The sequence below is a fragment of the Pseudoalteromonas sp. CO348 genome (assembly GCF_004208845.1).
Lineage (GTDB): Bacteria > Pseudomonadota > Gammaproteobacteria > Enterobacterales > Alteromonadaceae > Pseudoalteromonas > Pseudoalteromonas maricaloris.
Window position 1 is genome coordinate 12,527 of record NZ_SGPI01000014.1, and the last position, 18,083, is coordinate 30,609.

The 18,083-nt window shown below is 42.1% G+C and carries 15 protein-coding genes; 13 read left to right on the plus strand and 2 right to left on the minus strand.

Annotated features, from left to right (window positions below; all coding sequences use genetic code 11):
• Positions 1-21 precede the first annotated feature (21 nt).
• Both EXT48_RS05910 and EXT48_RS05915 read left to right on the plus strand, forming a co-directional pair.
• A complete protein-coding gene (locus EXT48_RS05910) occupies positions 22-552 on the plus strand; it encodes a DUF924 family protein (protein WP_010604514.1) in 531 nt (176 codons plus the stop codon).
• A 79-nt stretch (positions 553-631) separates the two neighbouring features.
• Positions 632-1,957, plus strand: a complete 1,326-nt coding sequence (locus tag EXT48_RS05915; protein WP_130163859.1) for a sodium-dependent transporter — start codon at positions 632-634, stop codon at positions 1,955-1,957.
• Positions 1,958-2,018: 61 nt separating this feature from the next.
• Here the strand turns inward: EXT48_RS05915 and EXT48_RS05920 are convergent, their stop codons facing one another.
• Complete coding sequence (locus tag EXT48_RS05920) at positions 2,019-2,819, minus strand: DUF2989 domain-containing protein (protein ID WP_095727874.1); 801 nt, start codon at positions 2,817-2,819, stop codon at positions 2,019-2,021.
• A 188-nt stretch (positions 2,820-3,007) separates the two neighbouring features.
• On the opposite strand from EXT48_RS05920, the gene EXT48_RS05925 reads away from it, so the two are divergent.
• From EXT48_RS05925 to EXT48_RS05960, 8 genes are all read left to right on the plus strand, one after another.
• The gene (locus EXT48_RS05925; protein WP_045988707.1) at positions 3,008-4,453 is read left to right on the plus strand and encodes a glyceraldehyde-3-phosphate dehydrogenase; all 1,446 of its coding nucleotides are present in this window, start codon (positions 3,008-3,010) and stop codon (positions 4,451-4,453) included.
• Positions 4,454-4,698: 245 nt separating this feature from the next.
• A complete protein-coding gene (locus tag EXT48_RS05930; RefSeq protein ID WP_017219278.1) occupies positions 4,699-5,826 on the plus strand; it encodes a M14-type cytosolic carboxypeptidase in 1,128 nt (375 codons plus the stop codon).
• 135 nt (positions 5,827-5,961) lie between these two features.
• Positions 5,962-7,632, plus strand: a complete 1,671-nt coding sequence (locus EXT48_RS05935) for a sodium:alanine symporter family protein (RefSeq protein WP_045988709.1) — start codon at positions 5,962-5,964, stop codon at positions 7,630-7,632.
• A gap of 108 nt (positions 7,633-7,740) precedes the next feature.
• Complete coding sequence (locus EXT48_RS05940; RefSeq protein ID WP_017219280.1) at positions 7,741-8,067, plus strand: hypothetical protein; 327 nt, start codon at positions 7,741-7,743, stop codon at positions 8,065-8,067.
• Between the two features lie 2 nt (positions 8,068-8,069).
• Positions 8,070-8,351, plus strand: coding sequence for a YeaC family protein (locus EXT48_RS05945; protein ID WP_010371878.1), 282 nt, complete (start codon positions 8,070-8,072; stop codon positions 8,349-8,351).
• Positions 8,341-11,025, plus strand: coding sequence for a DUF349 domain-containing protein (locus tag EXT48_RS05950; protein WP_130163860.1), 2,685 nt, complete (start codon positions 8,341-8,343; stop codon positions 11,023-11,025). The genes EXT48_RS05945 and EXT48_RS05950 overlap by 11 nt, the downstream gene beginning before the upstream one ends.
• 190 nt (positions 11,026-11,215) lie before the next feature.
• Complete coding sequence (locus tag EXT48_RS05955; protein WP_102056630.1) at positions 11,216-11,815, plus strand: polymer-forming cytoskeletal protein; 600 nt, start codon at positions 11,216-11,218, stop codon at positions 11,813-11,815.
• Between the two features lie 642 nt (positions 11,816-12,457).
• A complete protein-coding gene (locus tag EXT48_RS05960) occupies positions 12,458-13,765 on the plus strand; it encodes a hypothetical protein (RefSeq protein ID WP_130163861.1) in 1,308 nt (435 codons plus the stop codon).
• 50 nt (positions 13,766-13,815) lie between these two features.
• On the opposite strand, the gene EXT48_RS05965 is transcribed toward EXT48_RS05960, so the two are convergent.
• Positions 13,816-14,484 carry an FMN-dependent NADH-azoreductase gene (locus tag EXT48_RS05965; RefSeq protein WP_130163862.1) on the minus strand — a complete coding sequence of 223 codons (669 nt, stop codon included), beginning with the start codon at positions 14,482-14,484 and terminating at the stop codon, positions 13,816-13,818.
• 107 nt (positions 14,485-14,591) lie between these two features.
• Between EXT48_RS05965 and EXT48_RS05970 the strand changes: the two genes are divergently transcribed.
• From EXT48_RS05970 to EXT48_RS05980, 3 genes are all read left to right on the plus strand, one after another.
• Positions 14,592-15,479: a LysR family transcriptional regulator gene (locus EXT48_RS05970; protein WP_130163863.1), complete on the plus strand. Its 888-nt coding sequence runs from the start codon at positions 14,592-14,594 to the stop codon at positions 15,477-15,479.
• 119 nt (positions 15,480-15,598) lie between these two features.
• Positions 15,599-16,402: a phosphate/phosphite/phosphonate ABC transporter substrate-binding protein gene (locus tag EXT48_RS05975; protein ID WP_045988714.1), complete on the plus strand. Its 804-nt coding sequence runs from the start codon at positions 15,599-15,601 to the stop codon at positions 16,400-16,402.
• A gap of 31 nt (positions 16,403-16,433) precedes the next feature.
• Positions 16,434-18,047, plus strand: coding sequence for a sensor histidine kinase (locus EXT48_RS05980; RefSeq protein WP_240703354.1), 1,614 nt, complete (start codon positions 16,434-16,436; stop codon positions 18,045-18,047).
• Positions 18,048-18,083: the final 36 nt, after the last annotated feature.

Sequence of the window (18,083 nt, forward strand, 5' to 3'; positions counted from 1 at the left end):
TTTTTCCCTAGGAGTGCCATCATGAATTATAAAGACGTCTACGAATTCTGGTTTGTTGAATGCACTGAATCAGATTGGTGGAAGAAGTCTGCGGACTTTGATCGCATAATAAAAAATCGCTTCGGTATTTTGCACCAAATGGCGCACCAAGGTGAGCTTTCGAGCTGGAGAGCAACACCACTTGGCGCGCTGTGCGAAATCATTATCTTAGATCAGTTTTCACGCAATATATTCAGAGACACTCCAGAGGCGTTTGCCAGTGATCCTTTGGCGCTGAGCCTCACCCAACACGCCATCGAAAAGGGCTATCACCGCCAGCTCAATGATACTGAATTGATGTTTTTATACCTACCTATGATGCATAGCGAAAGTCGCATCATCCATCGTGCCGCTGATCATTATTTTCGCGACCTGCCCAATTATGATTTTGAAGTCGCGCATAAAAAAATTATCGATAGATTTGGCCGATATCCCCATCGAAACGAAATACTCAATCGCGATTCAACAGAAGAAGAAATGGACTTTCTAGAGACGCCCAACTCGAGTTTCTGAGGCACGGCTCGAACCTCTCGCATTTTTAGCGGAAGTACGTATAATCGGCCGTCTACAAAAATAATGATTGATTACAGACATGGCTCATACGCGCGATGGATTTCAAAGCCGACTTGGCTTTGTGTTAGCAGCAGCTGGTGCGGCTGTTGGACTTGGTAATATTTGGGGATTTCCCACACAAGCTGCAAACCACGGTGGCGGTGCATTTTTACTGGTTTATTTTGCGGTAATTTTCTTACTCGCATTACCTGCACTTTACACAGAATTGTACTTAGGCCATCAGGCACAAGCAAATCCAGTTAAAGCACTTAAGACAGCCTGGCGTGAAGGTAATCCGAAAATAGGAGCCGCGGCGGGGTATATCGGCCTTGCTGGTGCTATCGTGATGCTCAGCTTTTATTCCATTGTGGCTGGATGGATGCTGTCTCATGCACTTGATCCTCTTGCGCAAATGGCTGAACTAGATGCTGCACATCAGTTTCTTAGCGGTGACTCAATGCTGAGAAACTTTATCTTTACGCCATTGATGTTAATTTTGACTGCGAGCATTATTCTTAAAGGCGTAAAATCAGGCATAGAAGCTTGGTCGCGCAGACTTATGCCGTTGTTACTGGTATTACTGCTCTGTCTTATTGGTTATATGGCGACATTAGACGGCGCAGCAGAAGGGTTTAGAACGTATTTAGTTCCGGACTTTTCAAAAATTAGCGATCCTGATTTGATCATCGCGGCGATGGGGCAGGCGTTCTTTTCGTTGTCGTTGGGTGTGGGCTGCATGATGATTTATGGCTCGTACTTAAAACCGAATGAAAATCTACCTAAGCTTACGTTTAGTGTTGCAATGCTAGACACTAGTGTCGCATTTTTGGCCGGTTTACTTATTATCCCTGCAATATTCGTTGCGCAGCAAAATGGTGTTCAAGTATTTCAAGACGGCAAATTAATCGGTGAAGGCCGGTTGATTTTTGCCATTTTACCCGAGCTATTTGCCAATATGGGTGAAATGGGATTATTGGTTAGCCTGACTTTCTTTGTGCTTATGTCTATTGCGTCGGTAACTTCTACCATTTCTTCAACAGAAATTCCGGTATCTTTCTTGGTGGAAAACCATGGCTTTAAACGTAAACAAGCGACTTGGTTGGTTACGCTAGTTATCTTATTAGCATCGAGCACGATTATTCTAAACTTTGATTGGTTGTTCGAATTGGTGATCAGTCTATTCACGCAATATCAGCTACCATTGATGGGGCTGTTCTACTTTATTACTGTTGGCTGGGTTTGGAAGCGCGGTAATCAGCTCCACTTAGAATCCCGTGGTGCACATTACTGGTTTGCTCAGTACGTTAGATTTGTTTGCCCAATCTTAATGACCGCGGTATTTATTAACGTTGCACTGGCAAAATAGTGATCATTTATTTTCAAAAACGGGAAGCATAGGCTTCCCGTTTTTATTTTGATAACAAGACTCAGAAATCACGAGGGGAAACGAACTCCCCAGCTTGAATGCTCTCGTAAGTTCGTTGCGCCAATGAATCTAAGTTGGCTAAATCTTTTCCCATTGAAGCCAGTTGGTTTGTCACTGGAATAATATCGATATCTTCAACCCCAGAAAGTTGAGCCACTCTGGCAAAAGTATATGCGTGCTTATACTTTTCGTGTTTGTAGAAAATACTGACTAAAGATGAATAGACTTCTGGGTTAGGGGTATGGCCTCTCTTATTTAGTTCTAATACGCGGTAGAGAATATCAACGGTTTTATCGTCATCTACTTTGGCGTAAAACTCTGCGAGGAAAAGCTGAATTTCGGGATCGTTTTGAACTCTAGGGTCATCCTGCATGTTCAAAAGCTTGTTCATTGCTGTGCGATCACTGTTACGAGACCAATGATAATAAAGTAGGCCTGGGTGGTTACTGCCTTTTGTTTCATTATAAATACGTGTCATTTCTTTTAATGCAGTGAGATGACCTTCCACTCGTGACGTGGTTTTTTCTTTTAACTTGATGTGCTCAATTTTGGCAGCGCGAGAAACACATTGGTTGTAGCTTTCTAAATTTTGCAACAAGTCATATTTGTTTTCGTCCGTCGGAGACTTGTATTCGTGATAGCGCGCGTAGATAAGCGACGCACGTTCGTCTTTACAGTGACTGTCTTTATTTAAGTCTTCACAAAAACCAGGCGTTTCGCTACACACTTGGTTCAAGGTTAGGGTGTCGTCGCAACCAGCAAGTAGTAACGCTGCAAAAACTAGCGACTTTTTAAACGCCATAGTTTGACCTCAATGATTTTTTATAATTATAGGGGGTTACGCCCGAATAAACAGGGTAGAGCTAATAGTTTACTAGTTTAACGCAATGAATTGTTCGGTAACAGTGGAGAATCACGGCAGTTTAAATTAGAATAGCCGTGCCCATTCGGGCTATCCGTTCAAAGAAAATTGTTTATTAGGCAGAAAAAATGACCTTATCTCACGAGCAAGAATATCAAAACAGCTGGCAAGAGCGTCAAGATTATGCAGAAAGCATGCAACCCCTAATCGGTCGTCTATACCGTAACAAAGGCGTTGAAATCTCTGTATACGGTCGTCCTCTTGTAAGCGCAAGCACCATTGATGTTATCAAAGCACACAAAACAGTAGCACGTTTTGAAGAGCGTAAACTACGTCTTCGTGAAAGCTTTCCATTCTTAGAAGTGATCAGCAAAATGGAATTAGCACCAGGTCGTGTTGACCTTGGTAAGCTAGCTTATGCCTACATTTATAAAAATGCAGGTGAAGGCCGCTCAATCGAAGAGTTTTTAAATGCAGAACTTGCAGAATTACTAAACCAAGGCACACGTCCAGAACCTCGTGACGTCGTTCTTTATGGTTTTGGTCGCATTGGCCGTTTATTAGCACGCCTACTTATCGAACGTGGCGGCTCTCACGCTGATTTACGCCTACGTGCAATCGTTGTTCGCGGTGGCCGCGATGGTGATCTTGAGAAACGTGCAAGTTTATTGCGCCGTGACTCAATTCATGGTCCTTTCAATGGTTCAATCACAGTAGACCATGAAAAAGGTGCGATTAAAGCAAACGGTAACTACATTCAAGTTATCTACGCAAACTCACCTGAAGAAGTGGATTACACAAAATACGGTATTGAAAACGCACTTATCGTAGATAATACAGGTGTTTGGAAAGACGAAGATGGCTTAGGTAAACACCTTAAGTCAATCGGTGCGTCTAAAGTATTACTTACAGCACCAGCTAAAGGCGACATCAAAAACATCGTTTATGGTGTTAACAACTCAGACATTCAGTCTGAAGACAAGATTGTGTCTGCAGCGAGCTGTACAACTAACGCAATCACACCGGTATTAAAAGCACTTAACGACAAGTTTGGTATTAAAAACGGTCATGTTGAAACGGTTCACTCTTACACCAATGACCAAAACTTGATCGACAACTACCACAAAGCTGAGCGTCGTGGTCGTAGTGCAGCATTGAACATGGTTATTACTTCAACCGGTGCTGCGAAAGCGGTTGCTAAAGCACTGCCTGAGCTTGCTGGTAAACTAACTGGTAACGCAATCCGTGTACCAACACCAAACGTATCAATGGCAATTCTTAACCTAAATCTAGGTAAAGAAACAACTGCTGAAGAGCTAAATGAATTCCTTCGTGAGTCTTCACTTTACTCTGAGCTACGTGACCAGATTGACTACACTGCATCAACAGAAATCGTGTCTACTGACCTTGTGGGTAGCCGTTATGCAGGTGTGGTTGACTCAAAAGCAACCATCGTTGATGGCGACCGTGTAGTACTTTACGTATGGTACGATAACGAGTTTGGTTACAGCTGTCAGGTTGTACGTGTAATGCAAGACATGGCGGAAGTAAAATTCCCGAGCCTACCTCGCTAACACGAAATTTACGATAAAAAGCCAGCACCAGCTGGCTTTTTTAGTTTTTGAAACAAATTGGTTGTGGTAGGCTTGCAAAGATAGGTCAGCTACAATTAGCTAACAAAAAGTTACACCTCAACTTTGTGCAAAGACAGGCACAGTATTACCTCTCTTTGAGGTTTAATATAATTCTCGACTGAAGCATAGTTGAGTATGGTAACAGTGTATTTACACAGCAGTTTTTAACTTATTTAGGGAAACCTATGCGCATTACGAGTAATTTCGATAGTGGTAATATCAAGGTGGTAAAAGCAGAATCACCTGCAGATATTCAACTAGAAATCAATAAAGACAATGAGTCTGACTTTTTTCAATGGTTTCACTTTAGACTTGAGTCTACGCCTTTTTTAGAGCACAAAATTCATATCAATCAACTACTAAACTCAGCCTACCCAGAAGGTTGGGATGACTATCATGCGGTTGCATCTTACGATCGTCAAACTTGGTTCCGTGTGCCAACCCGTTATGAGAATGGCACATTAACTATCGATTTTGAGCCTGAATGTGCGCACACCTACTTTGCTTATTTTGCGCCTTATAGTTATGAGCGCCATTTAGACCTAGTCTACTGGGCTCAAGCCCATGATGCGTGCGTTGTAGAGACGCTAGGTCAAACGCTTGATGGCCGTGATATGAGCTTACTCACTATTGGTGAGCCGTCAGATGAGAAGAAAAAGATTTGGATCACGGCGCGCCAGCACCCAGGTGAAACGATGGCAGAATGGTTTGTTGAAGGTTTGCTTCACAAACTATTGGATGACGAAGACCCACATGCTGCGGCATTGTTATCGAAAGCGGTATTTTATGTCGTACCAAATATGAATCCGGACGGCAGCGTTCGTGGTCATCTTCGCACTAATGCAAAAGGCGTAAACCTTAACCGTGAATGGCAAACGCCAACACTTGAGAACTCACCTGAAGTTTATTATGTATTAAACAAAATGCACGAAACTGGGCTGGATATGTACCTCGATATTCATGGTGATGAAGCACTACCGTATAACTTCGTTGCGGGCAGTGAAGGTATTCCGAGCTATGATGAACGCCTACAGCGTTTGGAAGAATCTTTCAAAGCGGCACTGTTAACTATTACACCTGAGTTCCAAGATGAATTTGGTTACGATAAAGATGCACCGGGTGAAGCAAACCTTACCGTTGCTTCGTGTGCAGTTGGTGAAGCGTTCAAAGCGTTGGCTTATACCGTTGAAATGCCGTTTAAGGATAATGCAAATCTGCCGGATCCTTACTTCGGCTGGTCAGACCGACGTTCATATCAGTTTGGTCAAGACACCTTAGCTGCAATCTTAAATGTGGTTGACGACTTAAGATAAGCTTAAAGACGGGTAATCACCATATTGATTACCCGTTTATTTTTGTGCGTTTAAAAGAACAACAAAATAATATTTAAAAATAATAAGGTAGAGCACCTCGACAGGGTGTAATAACAACAATAAAGGGGAATATTCGTGGATGTGTTAGGCAGCTTATTAGATAGCTTAGATGGAATGTTAGGTGGTTCACCTTGGTTCCCGTATGTTCTGTTAGGGGTAGGTTTGTTTTTTACAATCTACTTGAAATTTCCACAGATCAGATATTTCAAACATGCGTGTAAAGTCGTTACTGGTAAATATGATAAAAAAGGCCTAGAAGGCGATACCACTCACTTCCAAGCACTCGCAACGGCACTTTCTGGCACAGTTGGTACTGGTAATATTGGTGGGGTGGCGCTGGCAATTTCAATCGGTGGGCCGGCAGCATTATTTTGGATGTGGATGACTGCTTTTTTTGGTATGACAACCAAATTTGTGGAAGTCACATTATCGCATAAATATCGTGTACAAACAGATGATGGCACCATGGCCGGTGGTCCTATGTATTATATGGATCGCCGCCTAAACATGAAATGGTTAGCGGTATTATTTGCAATTGCTACTGTGATTAGCTCATTTGGTACAGGTAGCTTGCCGCAGATCAACAACATTGCTCAAGGCATGGAAGCGACCTTTGGTTTTGCACCGATGGCGACAGGCGCTGTGCTTTCAGTTTTACTTGCGCTTGTTATACTTGGTGGTATCAAGCGCATTGCTGCTATCACTTCTCGCGTTGTGCCATTAATGGCCGCGATTTATATTCTTGGTTCTTTTGCCGTTATCTTCTACAACGTTGAGAATATCGTTCCTTCTTTCCTTTCTGTATTTACAGATGCTTTCACGGGTTCTGCGGCAGCGGGTGGTTTCTTGGGGGCTTCTTTTGCTTATGCATTTAACCGTGGGGTGAACCGAGGTCTGTTTTCTAACGAAGCGGGTCAAGGTTCAGCACCAATCGCGCACGCCTCGGCAAAAGCCGATGAACCAGTGTCTGAAGGTATGGTTTCCATTCTTGAACCGTTTATTGACACAATCATTATCTGTACCTTGACGGGATTGGTTATTTTGTCATCGGGTGTGTGGACCGAAAAGTTCGAAACCCATTTCGAGCGCTCGTCTATGGTTATCTTAGACGGTAAATATGACGAATCGAATCAACAAGACCGAGATGCATTGTACGCCTACTTGAATGGTAAAAAAGAGCATACTGTCAAACCTTTCAATGGTGAGATTGAAGTTGTACAGGGCAAAGCGGTAACGGAAAACTTTACCGTGATCCACTCGCGTTCTATTGGTGAGCAAGTACGTTTTGGTATTACAGAGCGTCACAAGTACACAGGAACGGTCGAAGTAAAAGACGGCTTGCCAACAGACAATAGCATCAGTGTGATTGGTTACTCTTTAGTGCATTCGGCAGAGCTAACAACCAAAGCATTTACCCGAGGTTATTTGGGCGAAAATGGTAAATACATCGTTTCGATTGGTTTGTTGTTATTCGCGTTTTCTACGGCAATTGCATGGTCATACTATGGCGACCGCGCGATGATCTATCTTCTTGGTAGTCGTTCGGTCATGCCGTATCGCGTATTCTATGTTGCAGGTTTCTTCTGGGCGTCGTTTGCTGATACGACACTAGTGTGGAAGTTGGCTGCCGTGGCCATTGTAGTGATGACGTTACCTAACTTATTTGGTATTTTACTACTCAGAAAAGAAATGAAATCTTCGGTTAAAGAATACTGGGAAGATTTCAACAAAGAACACAAACAGTGAGCGAATTTTAATTAAAATTATCTTGTCATGTAAGGACAAGAGTTCGCAAAGGTAGTAGAATAGGGCGCCTCACAGGTGCCCTTTTTTGTATTATGGAGAAGTAACACGATGGCAATAGCACAGTGCCCAAGCTGCGGTAAATCTATTTCCTCCAAACATAAGTCCTGCCCGCATTGTGAAACCAATTTAGCAGACTTTTCTCAAGAAGACAGAGAGAGAGCGGCCTCTAGAAATCGTGTAAAACGTCAGCAATCTGTAATGAATTACTCGTTTATTGCACTGATCCTAGTACTAGGTGGATTCTTATATATCTATTGGCAGCAGCCTGACCCTAACTCGTTTGAAATGATCGCAAGCAAAAGTGCTATAGGCATTGGTGCGGTTTGGTACTTAATTAATCGAGTCATCCTCGTTATTTTGAAAAAGAAAAAGTAGTAATGAATGTAGATAGCTTAGTTCAAAATATTACCCCTGAAGTATTCGAGCGTTTGCAATACGGTGCGTCAACCGGAAAGTGGCCTGATGGTACGCCACTAAGTGATGCGCAAAAAGAGCAAACCGTGCAGTTGGTCATGCTATATCAAGCAAAAGTAGCTAAGTCCAATGAGCAGTTCACCATCAACGAAAAAGGTGAAATGGTGCAAAAATCCAAACGCGAATTACAACAAGAATTCAAAGCCGACAATGAAATAGCTAGGTTCAGTGAAAATGATCTTTAAACACCTTTTTACACCGAAATGGAAACACCCTAAGGTTGACGTTCGCTCACAAGCAGTGGACAAGTTAGACTTAAGCAAAGACGCAACTTTACTACATACGCTAGCACTTGAGGACGAGTCTGCGCAGATCAGAAAAAAGGTACTTACTAAGGTAAATGACCTTGGTCTTTGGTGGAAAGTTTATAAGCAAGATAGCGAGCTAAAAGAGCTTGCTGAGCAGAAAATTTCGAGTGCGGTTATTAATCAAGACACCGCATTGCAGAGCAACATTCGTGAAGAATACATTGAACGCTATGCGCCAGCTAAAACGCTTGAGAAAGTTGCGTTAATTGAGACCGATTTAACGAACAAAGTTAAACTGCTTAAGCGCCTCGCGAACGCCACGTTAATCGAAAAATCGTTCAAAGAAGGTGATGAAGCACTTCAGATCGCTATGTTGGAACTGATTGCACAGCATTCACTTGAAAAGAGTGTCCTAAAAGCAGCCAAAGGTGAAGCGCTGACTTCTCTTACTGGATCACTGGAACAGCAGCGACTAGCAAAAGAAATGCCTGCTCAAGTTGCTGAGCAAACGCGAGTTGTGCTTGCCAAGTTAAACGCGCTAAGAGATAAGCAAAACTATGAAACTGTGAACGTGCAAGCACAACAGTTATTTGCACAGTGGCAAAGCATTGAGCTTAAGTGGTTAGCTGCTGAAACGGTAACTGCATTAGATGCAAAGTATCAACAAGTAGCAGATAAATTAAACCGTCATCTCAATGAGTTACAAGTTAAACATCAAGCGCAGCAAGCTGAGTTAATGCAAAAGCAAAATGAAGCCCTAGAGGTCGCGGAATTAACTGCTGAACTTGAGGCCATTGAAAAATCGGTCGAAGTTGCATGTAAAACACTAGACTTAGCCCCACACGATGCATTGGTTCAGCGTAGTGAAGTATTAAAAGGCAAAGTGTCTGCACCTCAATATGTCACTGTTGAAGCGCTTGGCGAGTTCACAAGAAAACTGCAAAATATTGAGCGTGATCTTGCCGATTTACCCGCACTTATTGCTGCAAGTGAAACCTTCAATAATGCCTTAGCAGAGTTGAAGGCAGTTGAAGTACCAACTTCGTTAGAAGCGCTTGATACCCAAGTGCAAGCACAAAAAGACCGCTATGTTGCAGCGCGTAAAGCACTAGATTCACTGCCTAAGGTATTGCATAAATCAGCAAAAGCTGAGCTATCAGATGCAAGCCAAGTGTTTATGACAGCTATCGAGCCGCTGAAAAATGAGCAAGAAAAAGCACTCAAAATCGCGAAGAAGAAAGCACGCGATGTTCAACGATTAATTGATCAGGGTCGATTTAACGTGGCATTTGGTGTTTTTAATGGCTTTATTGAGCAGTTTGAGTTGCTTACGCCAAGCTACAAAAAGCAGCTTGAAAACCAGCATGAAAGCTTGTCTCAAGCATTAAAAGATCTTAAAGATTGGCAAAAGTATGCAGCTACACCTAAACGTGAAGAATTGCTTACGGAACTTGATATCAAACTGGCTGAGGAGTCGGTTGACCCTGTTAAGCGTGCTGAGGAAGTAAAATTACTTAGAACACGTTGGAACGAACTTGGTCATGTTGAAACGGAACAGGAAAAGGCGCAAGCAGCTCAATTTGATGAAAAAATCGAATTATTGTTTGTACCTTGTCGCGCTTACTTTGCGGAGCAAGAAGTACAGCGTGATCAGGCAAAAATAGCGCGTGAAGCGGTGATTGAAGAAGTGAAAGCACTGCTTAGTACTTTGGATAACGAGGGTATTGACTGGCGAGAAGTGGAAGCACAATTTAACCGCCTAGCCAAAGTGTGGAAAAATGCTGGTAATGTGGATGCCAAAGTCTATCAAAAGCTGAATTCGATTTACCGTGAGCACCATCAAGCGGTTTACGAGAAGCTTAAAGCCTTCCATCAAGCCAATGCCGTTGAAAAGGCCAAGCTAGTTGAAACTGCACAGCAGCAGCTAGAGGCTGAAGATTTAGCAGCAGCTTGTGACTTACTGAAATCATTGCAAAAACAGTGGCAGCAAATTGGCTTTGCTGGTGCTAAGCAAGAGCATACTTTGTGGAAAGCATTCCGTGCCCATAATGATGCCGTGTTTGAAAAACGCAGTGCACAATATGCAGAGCAAAAGGCACAGGAGAAGTCGCAGGAAGCTGAGCAGCGTCAGTTGCTAGCAGAGTTCGACAACAAGGTCATTGAAGCGGTCACTCAAAATGAACTGGCTGTCATTCGTGACGAACTCAATACATTTATTGTAGTGCCAGGACTGAAGCAAGAAAAGAATCGTTTATTGTCACAAGTGAAGTCGAAATTAGATGATCTGTTTTCTTCCCAGCGTCGTGAAAAGTTCAATGAACTGGTGGAAGCGGTAGAAACTGATGGTGATATTCCTAGCTCTTGGCAAGGTAATAATAAAACCTCGCTAAACGCCGCCCAGTTGCTATTGAGACTTGAGATTTTAACGAATCAGTCATCACCGGAAGCCTTGCAAAGCGAGAGAATGTCTGAGCAAGTCGCGATGCTAGATGCAAAACTGCAAGGTGAAGAAAGCAGCCTTGAGACTTACCTTATCAGTTATCTCGCTGAGGCTGACAAAGCCGATATAGTGACGTCAAAAGGCAGGTTACTTGCTGTTTTGAACGCATAACCATTGCTCTTTGAGCCTACTCAGGACACTCTGAGTAGGCTTCTATCGATGTAAACTCTATCCGCCTCTAACACCTCTTGAGCTCGGTTTGAATGCTAAAGTTATGTGAAATCTGCTTAGTGGCTCTAGGTAGTTACACCACTTTATTTTAATACTTTGCTCTAGTAACCAATAATCAGAAGAAAAAATAATGACCAACAAACTTTATCAATATCCACTTGCGCTTGCGTTTACCTTCAACTTGGTTGCATGCTCGGTAGGTAATCTTAACGCTACTCATGGTGAAGACTTAAGCCATTTTGCTGGAAATATAAATGTGGCAAGTGGTCAAAGAGCCGGGAACTTATCCCTACAAAATGGCAATATTACGCTAGCTGAAGGGGCCAAAGTTAAATCTGCAGAAGTGACTAACGGTAATGTTCAGCTTGATAAGCATAGTGAAGCGCAGTCGGTTAATATTGATAATGGTAATATTATGCTGATGGAAAAAGCGCACGTATATGGGAGCATTCAAGTTACCAATGGTAATATTGAGATTGGTGAGTCGGTTCTAATTGAAGGAAGCGTCATCAACGCGAGCGGAGATATTACAATTGCCAGCGGCGCTACTATTTTAGGTGATGTGATCTATCGTCATGCAGGATATCTTGCTTCTAAGCTTGAGAAAGACATACCAACCCTTACAATTAGTGATGGTGCAAAGATTGTCGGCACTATCCAGCTTTATCGTCCTATTCATATTGAACCTAAACATCTACAAAGTCAGATCACTTATCACTATAAACAGTAAGCTGCATGAGAGTAGTAACCGCTTGTGCAAACGCTTGTGTGAAACGCTTGTGTGGACACCCACCATTAGTTTGCATAAATCAAACTCTCCTCTTTCGAGCATAAATTTCCTTCTTCAATAAGCTGAACCAGCTGTCAGAAAGGTATTACATCAATTAGTCTTAATACTTGCCCAATTTGAAGGAGTAAACTTGGCGCTAACTGCGTTGAATTTACTTCCAATAGCCAGCTATTGGTGCGTAAATTCCCCTTGTTATCCCCAAAACTGTCTGGCTAGATAAGGGGATAATTTAATGTGGGCTTAAAAGCAATGAGTTAGCTCATTCCTTCCCCAAACCTCAGGTTAAATAGCAAAATTCTCGTCTTGCTAACATGAATGTGGGTAGCCTGGCGATAGCAGGATTATCGACAAGATTTTCTCGCCTCAAAATGATCACTTGATTAAGCGGATTGGTATTAATTATCCGAAATACCAGCAAAGTTACTATGTTTGGCTATGAGTGAGGCTTTTTCCCAACGCTGGTTTGACAATTAAGTGTCGTTGATAAGGAGTTGTTATGTTTTGCCACAAGAGAGAATTTTTTGTTGATACACAGAGGTTTTTTTTGTGATAATTTTAGGTAAAACTGAAAATGGACATTACATGAAAAACTATAAGCTCACTTTACTATCATCATTTTTAACACTAACTCTGTCAGCATGTGGCGATTCGTCATCGAATGATACAGGGAAGATTGGCGGAGGTACAAAGCCAGCTACTCAAACGATTTCACTTAACACTTACCAGCACCAGTGCGGGAAGGATACAGGTATTAGCACAGATATTGTTTTTCATGATGCCAATGGTAAACCCGTCGGTACTGCAAAAACAAATAGCAGTGGTACGTTTAATGGTGAGTTGCCTAAAGGCACGATGCATCTATCTGTAATAGGTGATGTGAAAGACAGAGACCTAGAAGAGTTTAAACAGATATATACAGAATTAGATATCTCACAGAGAAAAAACCTCGGAAACTTTTACTTCCAGAATTACAGCGAAAATTGTGGCTGTTCAGTATACAATATAGATAAATCTGAGTTAACCGGAGATTATGCCAATGCTAGTATTCGATATGGTTCTAGCACTTTCTTACGTGACTCGGTAACAATTTGCCCTGATATAACTGAGCTATATATTACTGCAACCGCTCCCTTTATTAATCTTGGTAAAGCAGCCATTATTGAAGTTCCCACAGACAGTAATACCATTAAACTAAGTAACAGCGACTTTGTTTATGATGGTTTGGCAATTGAGCCTATTTCTTGGACTAATGCGGAATTTATGTCTACTCGAGGTTATCTAAAGAGTCAAAAGCGATATGTTTTCGGTAATGCCGTTAGCGGTCAGTCTGCAGATCCTATGTATATTTTTCCAACTCTTACTGATGTTAATTTCTTAAACCAGTATATTACTGAAAGTACTTCGGTCAACAGCGTTGACATCAACTTTTACATCCGTGCGCAAAATTCAGTTGAGAATGATGGCAATTATATGCTCACGCAATTACCTGAAATTTCGCCTAATCTATTTGATGATTTGCTCGCAGCATCCAATAGTTCAGATACTAATTATGATTTCTCCTCAACCGACGAGCGCTTAGCACGCGCGCGTTGGGGATTTAGTTTTCTCGTTGACGATGCGGCTGAAACTAGGTTTGATTGGGACATAGAAGGTGGTATCCGTGGAGAAATCCCTGATCTGTCATTCGGAGAAGTCTTCCCTGAGCCAGAAGGTCAAGTAGACCTTGAAGTATTATCTATCTATTTATATGGCTATGAAGGTCAAGCGGTTGATAATAAGTCTTTTTCGGCGTTATTGGACGAAAAATGGAATAATGATCTTAGAGACGATAGTAAATTTGATAATTTTGTATCTATGCAAGTCGTCGCGAATTTAGACACGGCGTATTAAGATTATGTTTTTGCCTACTTAACAGTTTATCGTTAAGTAGGCCATTTCTTTTAGCTATTTTGATTGCTGAGCATATGTACGAGGTTGTTGATTTCTTCAATTGCAAGCGCTTTAGATTGCTTATGCCTGTCGTCGCCAAACTCTTGATACTCAGATGCGATTTCATAAAATTCTTCAGCACCTAAATATGGAGCCAACTGCTCGATATGGCTACTTAGGTGATTCAAATGATATTGTGACTCACCTTTTTTAAATGCAAATTCTCCCCAAGATGCCAGTAATACGAGAGTTTTACCCGATAAAATTGGCTCAAGTGGTTTATCACCTCGTGCTAAATCAAAGCTGAAGGTCTTATTTACTCGGATCACCATATCAAACCAAGCCTTTAGCACAGCAGGCATACCGTAGTTATACATAGGGCTTGCGATCACGATAATATCGGCATTGGTCACTTCTTTGATAATTTCGTCAGACTCAGCGAGTACTAAGCGTTGCTCTTCGCTCAACACTCCTTTTGCAAATGCAGCCGCTATAAATGCTTCATCGATGAATGCAGGACGTTTCACGGAGAGGTCGCGATGGGTGATTTCTACTTTATGTGTAGTTTGACTAAAAGTACTTAAAAACTGCTCTCCCAACATTCTGCTTATTGATTGGTGTTGTGTTTCGTTCTCACTGTACTTTCTTACGCTGCAACTTATATATAGAATGTTTTTCATGGCTTATCTCCAGTTGTATTATGTGCATTATTCTGTGCTTAAGTGAGCAATGTGACAACTGAGGAGAATTCATAGATAGATGAGATAAACTAACTTATAGGTTTGCTATGTTCACACATTTACCGTCTTTGAATAACATAAAAACCTTTGCTGTTGCTGCGCACTACTTGAGCTTTAAAGATGCGGCGGGGGTACTTAATGTTACGCCTACGGCAGTGTCACATCAGATAAAGTCACTGGAATCACAGTTAAGGGTTCAGCTTTTTGAGCGAAAAACGCGAGCGGTGCAATTAACATTACAAGGACAGGCACTTGCAAAGGTGTGTATTGATTCACTCAATATGCTTGATAATGCGTTTATTGAGTTTACTGAGCAAAAGAACGATTTGCTTATTTCATGTTGTAATTCATTTGCTGCACTTTGGCTTGCTCCGAATATGGCTGCCATTAATCATGCTTTCCCAAACCAAACCGTCACAATATGCGCGAGCGATCAACTCATTGATTTAAACAAAGAGAAACATATTGATATCGCCCTGCGTTATGGCAAAGCGGATCCAAATTCTAATGAAACTCATCTTATTACCGAGAAAATAGGGCTTTATGCTAGTCCAAATTATCGGGTGCCAGACCACGGTAAACCTGTACTATTTCTCACCCATTGGCAAGACGAAACAGGGCTTGAAAATATTCCTTGGCAAGCGCACATTGACGAAAGTCATTATGACTTGCGTTATTTTGAGCAAGAACACTTTGTCTTGCAGGCGGCTGTGGCCGGGCAAGGGCTGGCACTATTGAGCGATGTATTAGCAGAGTCAGCAGTAATACAGGGGTGGTTAAGTAAAAGCCCAACAATGGAGGAATTTTCAGGCTATGGCTATTGGCTTAGGCAAACGACTTATCGCAAGAGTTCGGCGATTGTTCACCATTTTACCATTTGGCTGGCAAGCGCGTTACAAAATATCAAGGCCAACAAAGATAAGGACATAAGATAAAAAGATAAAGGACAGGCACTTTTATCAATGAGCAAATAAGCCGTTTTTTAATATTGATCTATACTTTTGTGGAACTTAAGTCCTTATTCGAGAAGTGTTTATTACTAGGTGGTGATGTGATGATAAAAATCCTGCTGATGAGTCTCATTTTATTTCCCGCTTTATGTTTGAGTGGTGATTATACCTTCGCCTTTGTGCCGCAGCAGTCTGCAAATAAGTTAGCCAAAAATTGGCAACCTATTCTCGATTATCTCAGTGATAAAACCGGAGATAACTACACATTTAAAACCGCTAAAGATATACCAACCTTTGAAGCCAGGGTGCTGCAGCAAGAGTATGATGTGGCATACATGAATCCCTATCACTTTGTTGTATTTAATGAGCGGGTAGGTTATCAAGCTATCGCCAAGCAAAGAGATAAAATGATAAAAGGGATCATCGTGGTTAAAAAAGGAGCGGGTATTACTGACTTATCGCAATTACGAGGAGAAACGCTTGCTTTTCCGGCTCCTGCTGCATTCGCTGCGAGCATTTTGCCCCGAGGGGAATTGGCGAAGCAAGGTATTGAATTTACGCCAAGATATGTATCTTCCCATGACTCCGTTTATCTCAACGTGTCGAGAGGATTTGTCAAAGCGGGGGGCGGTGTCATGCGTACTTTCAACAACGCCGATCCTAAAATTAAATCACAACTCGACATTCTCTGGACGACAAAAGGTTATACACCACATGCATTTGCTGTAAAAAGAGCAATGCCAGAAGATGCAAGGCAAAGGTTAGTAGCGGCGTTGACCTCTCTTGAACTGACTGAAGAGGGAATGAGGCTACTCGAAGCGGTGAATTTCAAGGGCATTATGGCAGCGTCGAACGAGGACTGGCAAGACGTAAAAGCATTAGAATTAGAAACCTTGGTTGGCAAATAGTACTGGGATGATTAAGAAGCGCCACGACTGAATGAAAAGGCTATCGTTAAGACTCAAAACCATGATTGGCACCGCTATTATTGAAGCGGTGCTGTTGAGTGCGCTCATATTTGTGGTGATTGATTTTATGATGGAGTCCGCAAATGACGCCATGAATAAACGCGCAACCACGACTGCACGTTTGTTTGCGAGCGCGACCAAAGATGCCGTGCTGTCGTACGATTTAGCCACGCTAGATGCTTTTACCAATGAGTTATTAAGCAACCCAGATATCCTTTACGTTAAAGTGATCGATGGTGAAAGCCAAACACTTTCCTTTGCAGGAAACGAGCGCTTTAAAACGCGCACATTTGAAGATGATACGTTAGTTGCGAAAGTCACGGACGGTATTTTTGATATTCATGCTGATATTGTTGAGGGAGGGACACTATTTGGCACTATTCAGATAGGCATAGATATTGGCACCATAAATCGAACGATGTCAGAAGTAAAACGCTGGACGGTTTCTATCGCGCTGTTTGAAATGGCGTTAGTTGCTATTTTCTCTTATTTTCTCGGTATATATCTCACAACCAATCTGTATATCTTGAAGAGCCAAGCTAAATTTATCGCTCGTAATGTCAAAAAAGGCGTATTTGATTTCAAATGGAAACCAATTCAGAGTAAAGATGAGTTACAAGAACTGTCTTTAGCGTTTGATGAACTATCACAAACTTTAGCCGAAGAGCATGAGCGTCGAGAACGATATAAACATGATTTGATTGAGCTAAATAAACACTTAGAAGAACTGGTGGCACAGAGAACTGAAAAGCTGAATCAGAAAAATCAGCAGCTTGAGGCTACGAATAGAGAGCTTGAAGCTGCGCAGCAACAGCTTGTTCACTCAGAAAAAATGGCCTCTGTGGGTCAATTGGCTGCGGGAGTTGCCCATGAAATAAATAATCCGCTCGGTTTTGTGATGAGTAACCTTGATGTGATGCGTCACTATCATGGCGATTATGCCGAACTTGCAAAGCGTGCGGTTCAGCTCGGACTTGAACCCGGCGAACGTAATGCGTTCAATCAATTTGTTCAAGACAAAGACTTTGCTTTTATTAATAGCGATTGTACAGAGCTTATTGATGAGTCGATGACTGGGCTGCAAAGAGTTTCTGCGATTGTGAACGATCTCAAGCAGTTTTCAAGAGCAGATACTATTCAATTGCAACCTTGCGATATTAATGCTTGCATAAAGACAACGTTAAATCTGGTGGAGAGTAAGCTCAAGTATCATGCTAACGTGATCACTCAGTTAGGTGAAGTCCCTCAAGTGCTGGGGAACCAAGGCAAGCTAATTCAAGTAATGACAAACTTACTCATCAATGCAGCGCAGGCTTTGGAGAGTGAAGGAGAAATTAAAGTAACAACGCATTTGGAAAATGGCAGTGTTGCGATCAGTGTGCAAGACAGTGGCGTTGGGATCCCCAAGGAGATCATTGATAAGATATTTGACCCCTTTTTTACTACTAAGCCTGTCGGTAAAGGCACAGGACTTGGGCTCTCCATTAGCTACGATATAATCAAAGAGCATGGCGGAGAGTTATTGGTTGAGAGTGAAGAGGGCATTGGGACATGTTTTACTATTTTATTGCCATCATGCAAGTAAGCACGACCCTGATATGAAACGTTTTAATCCACAGCT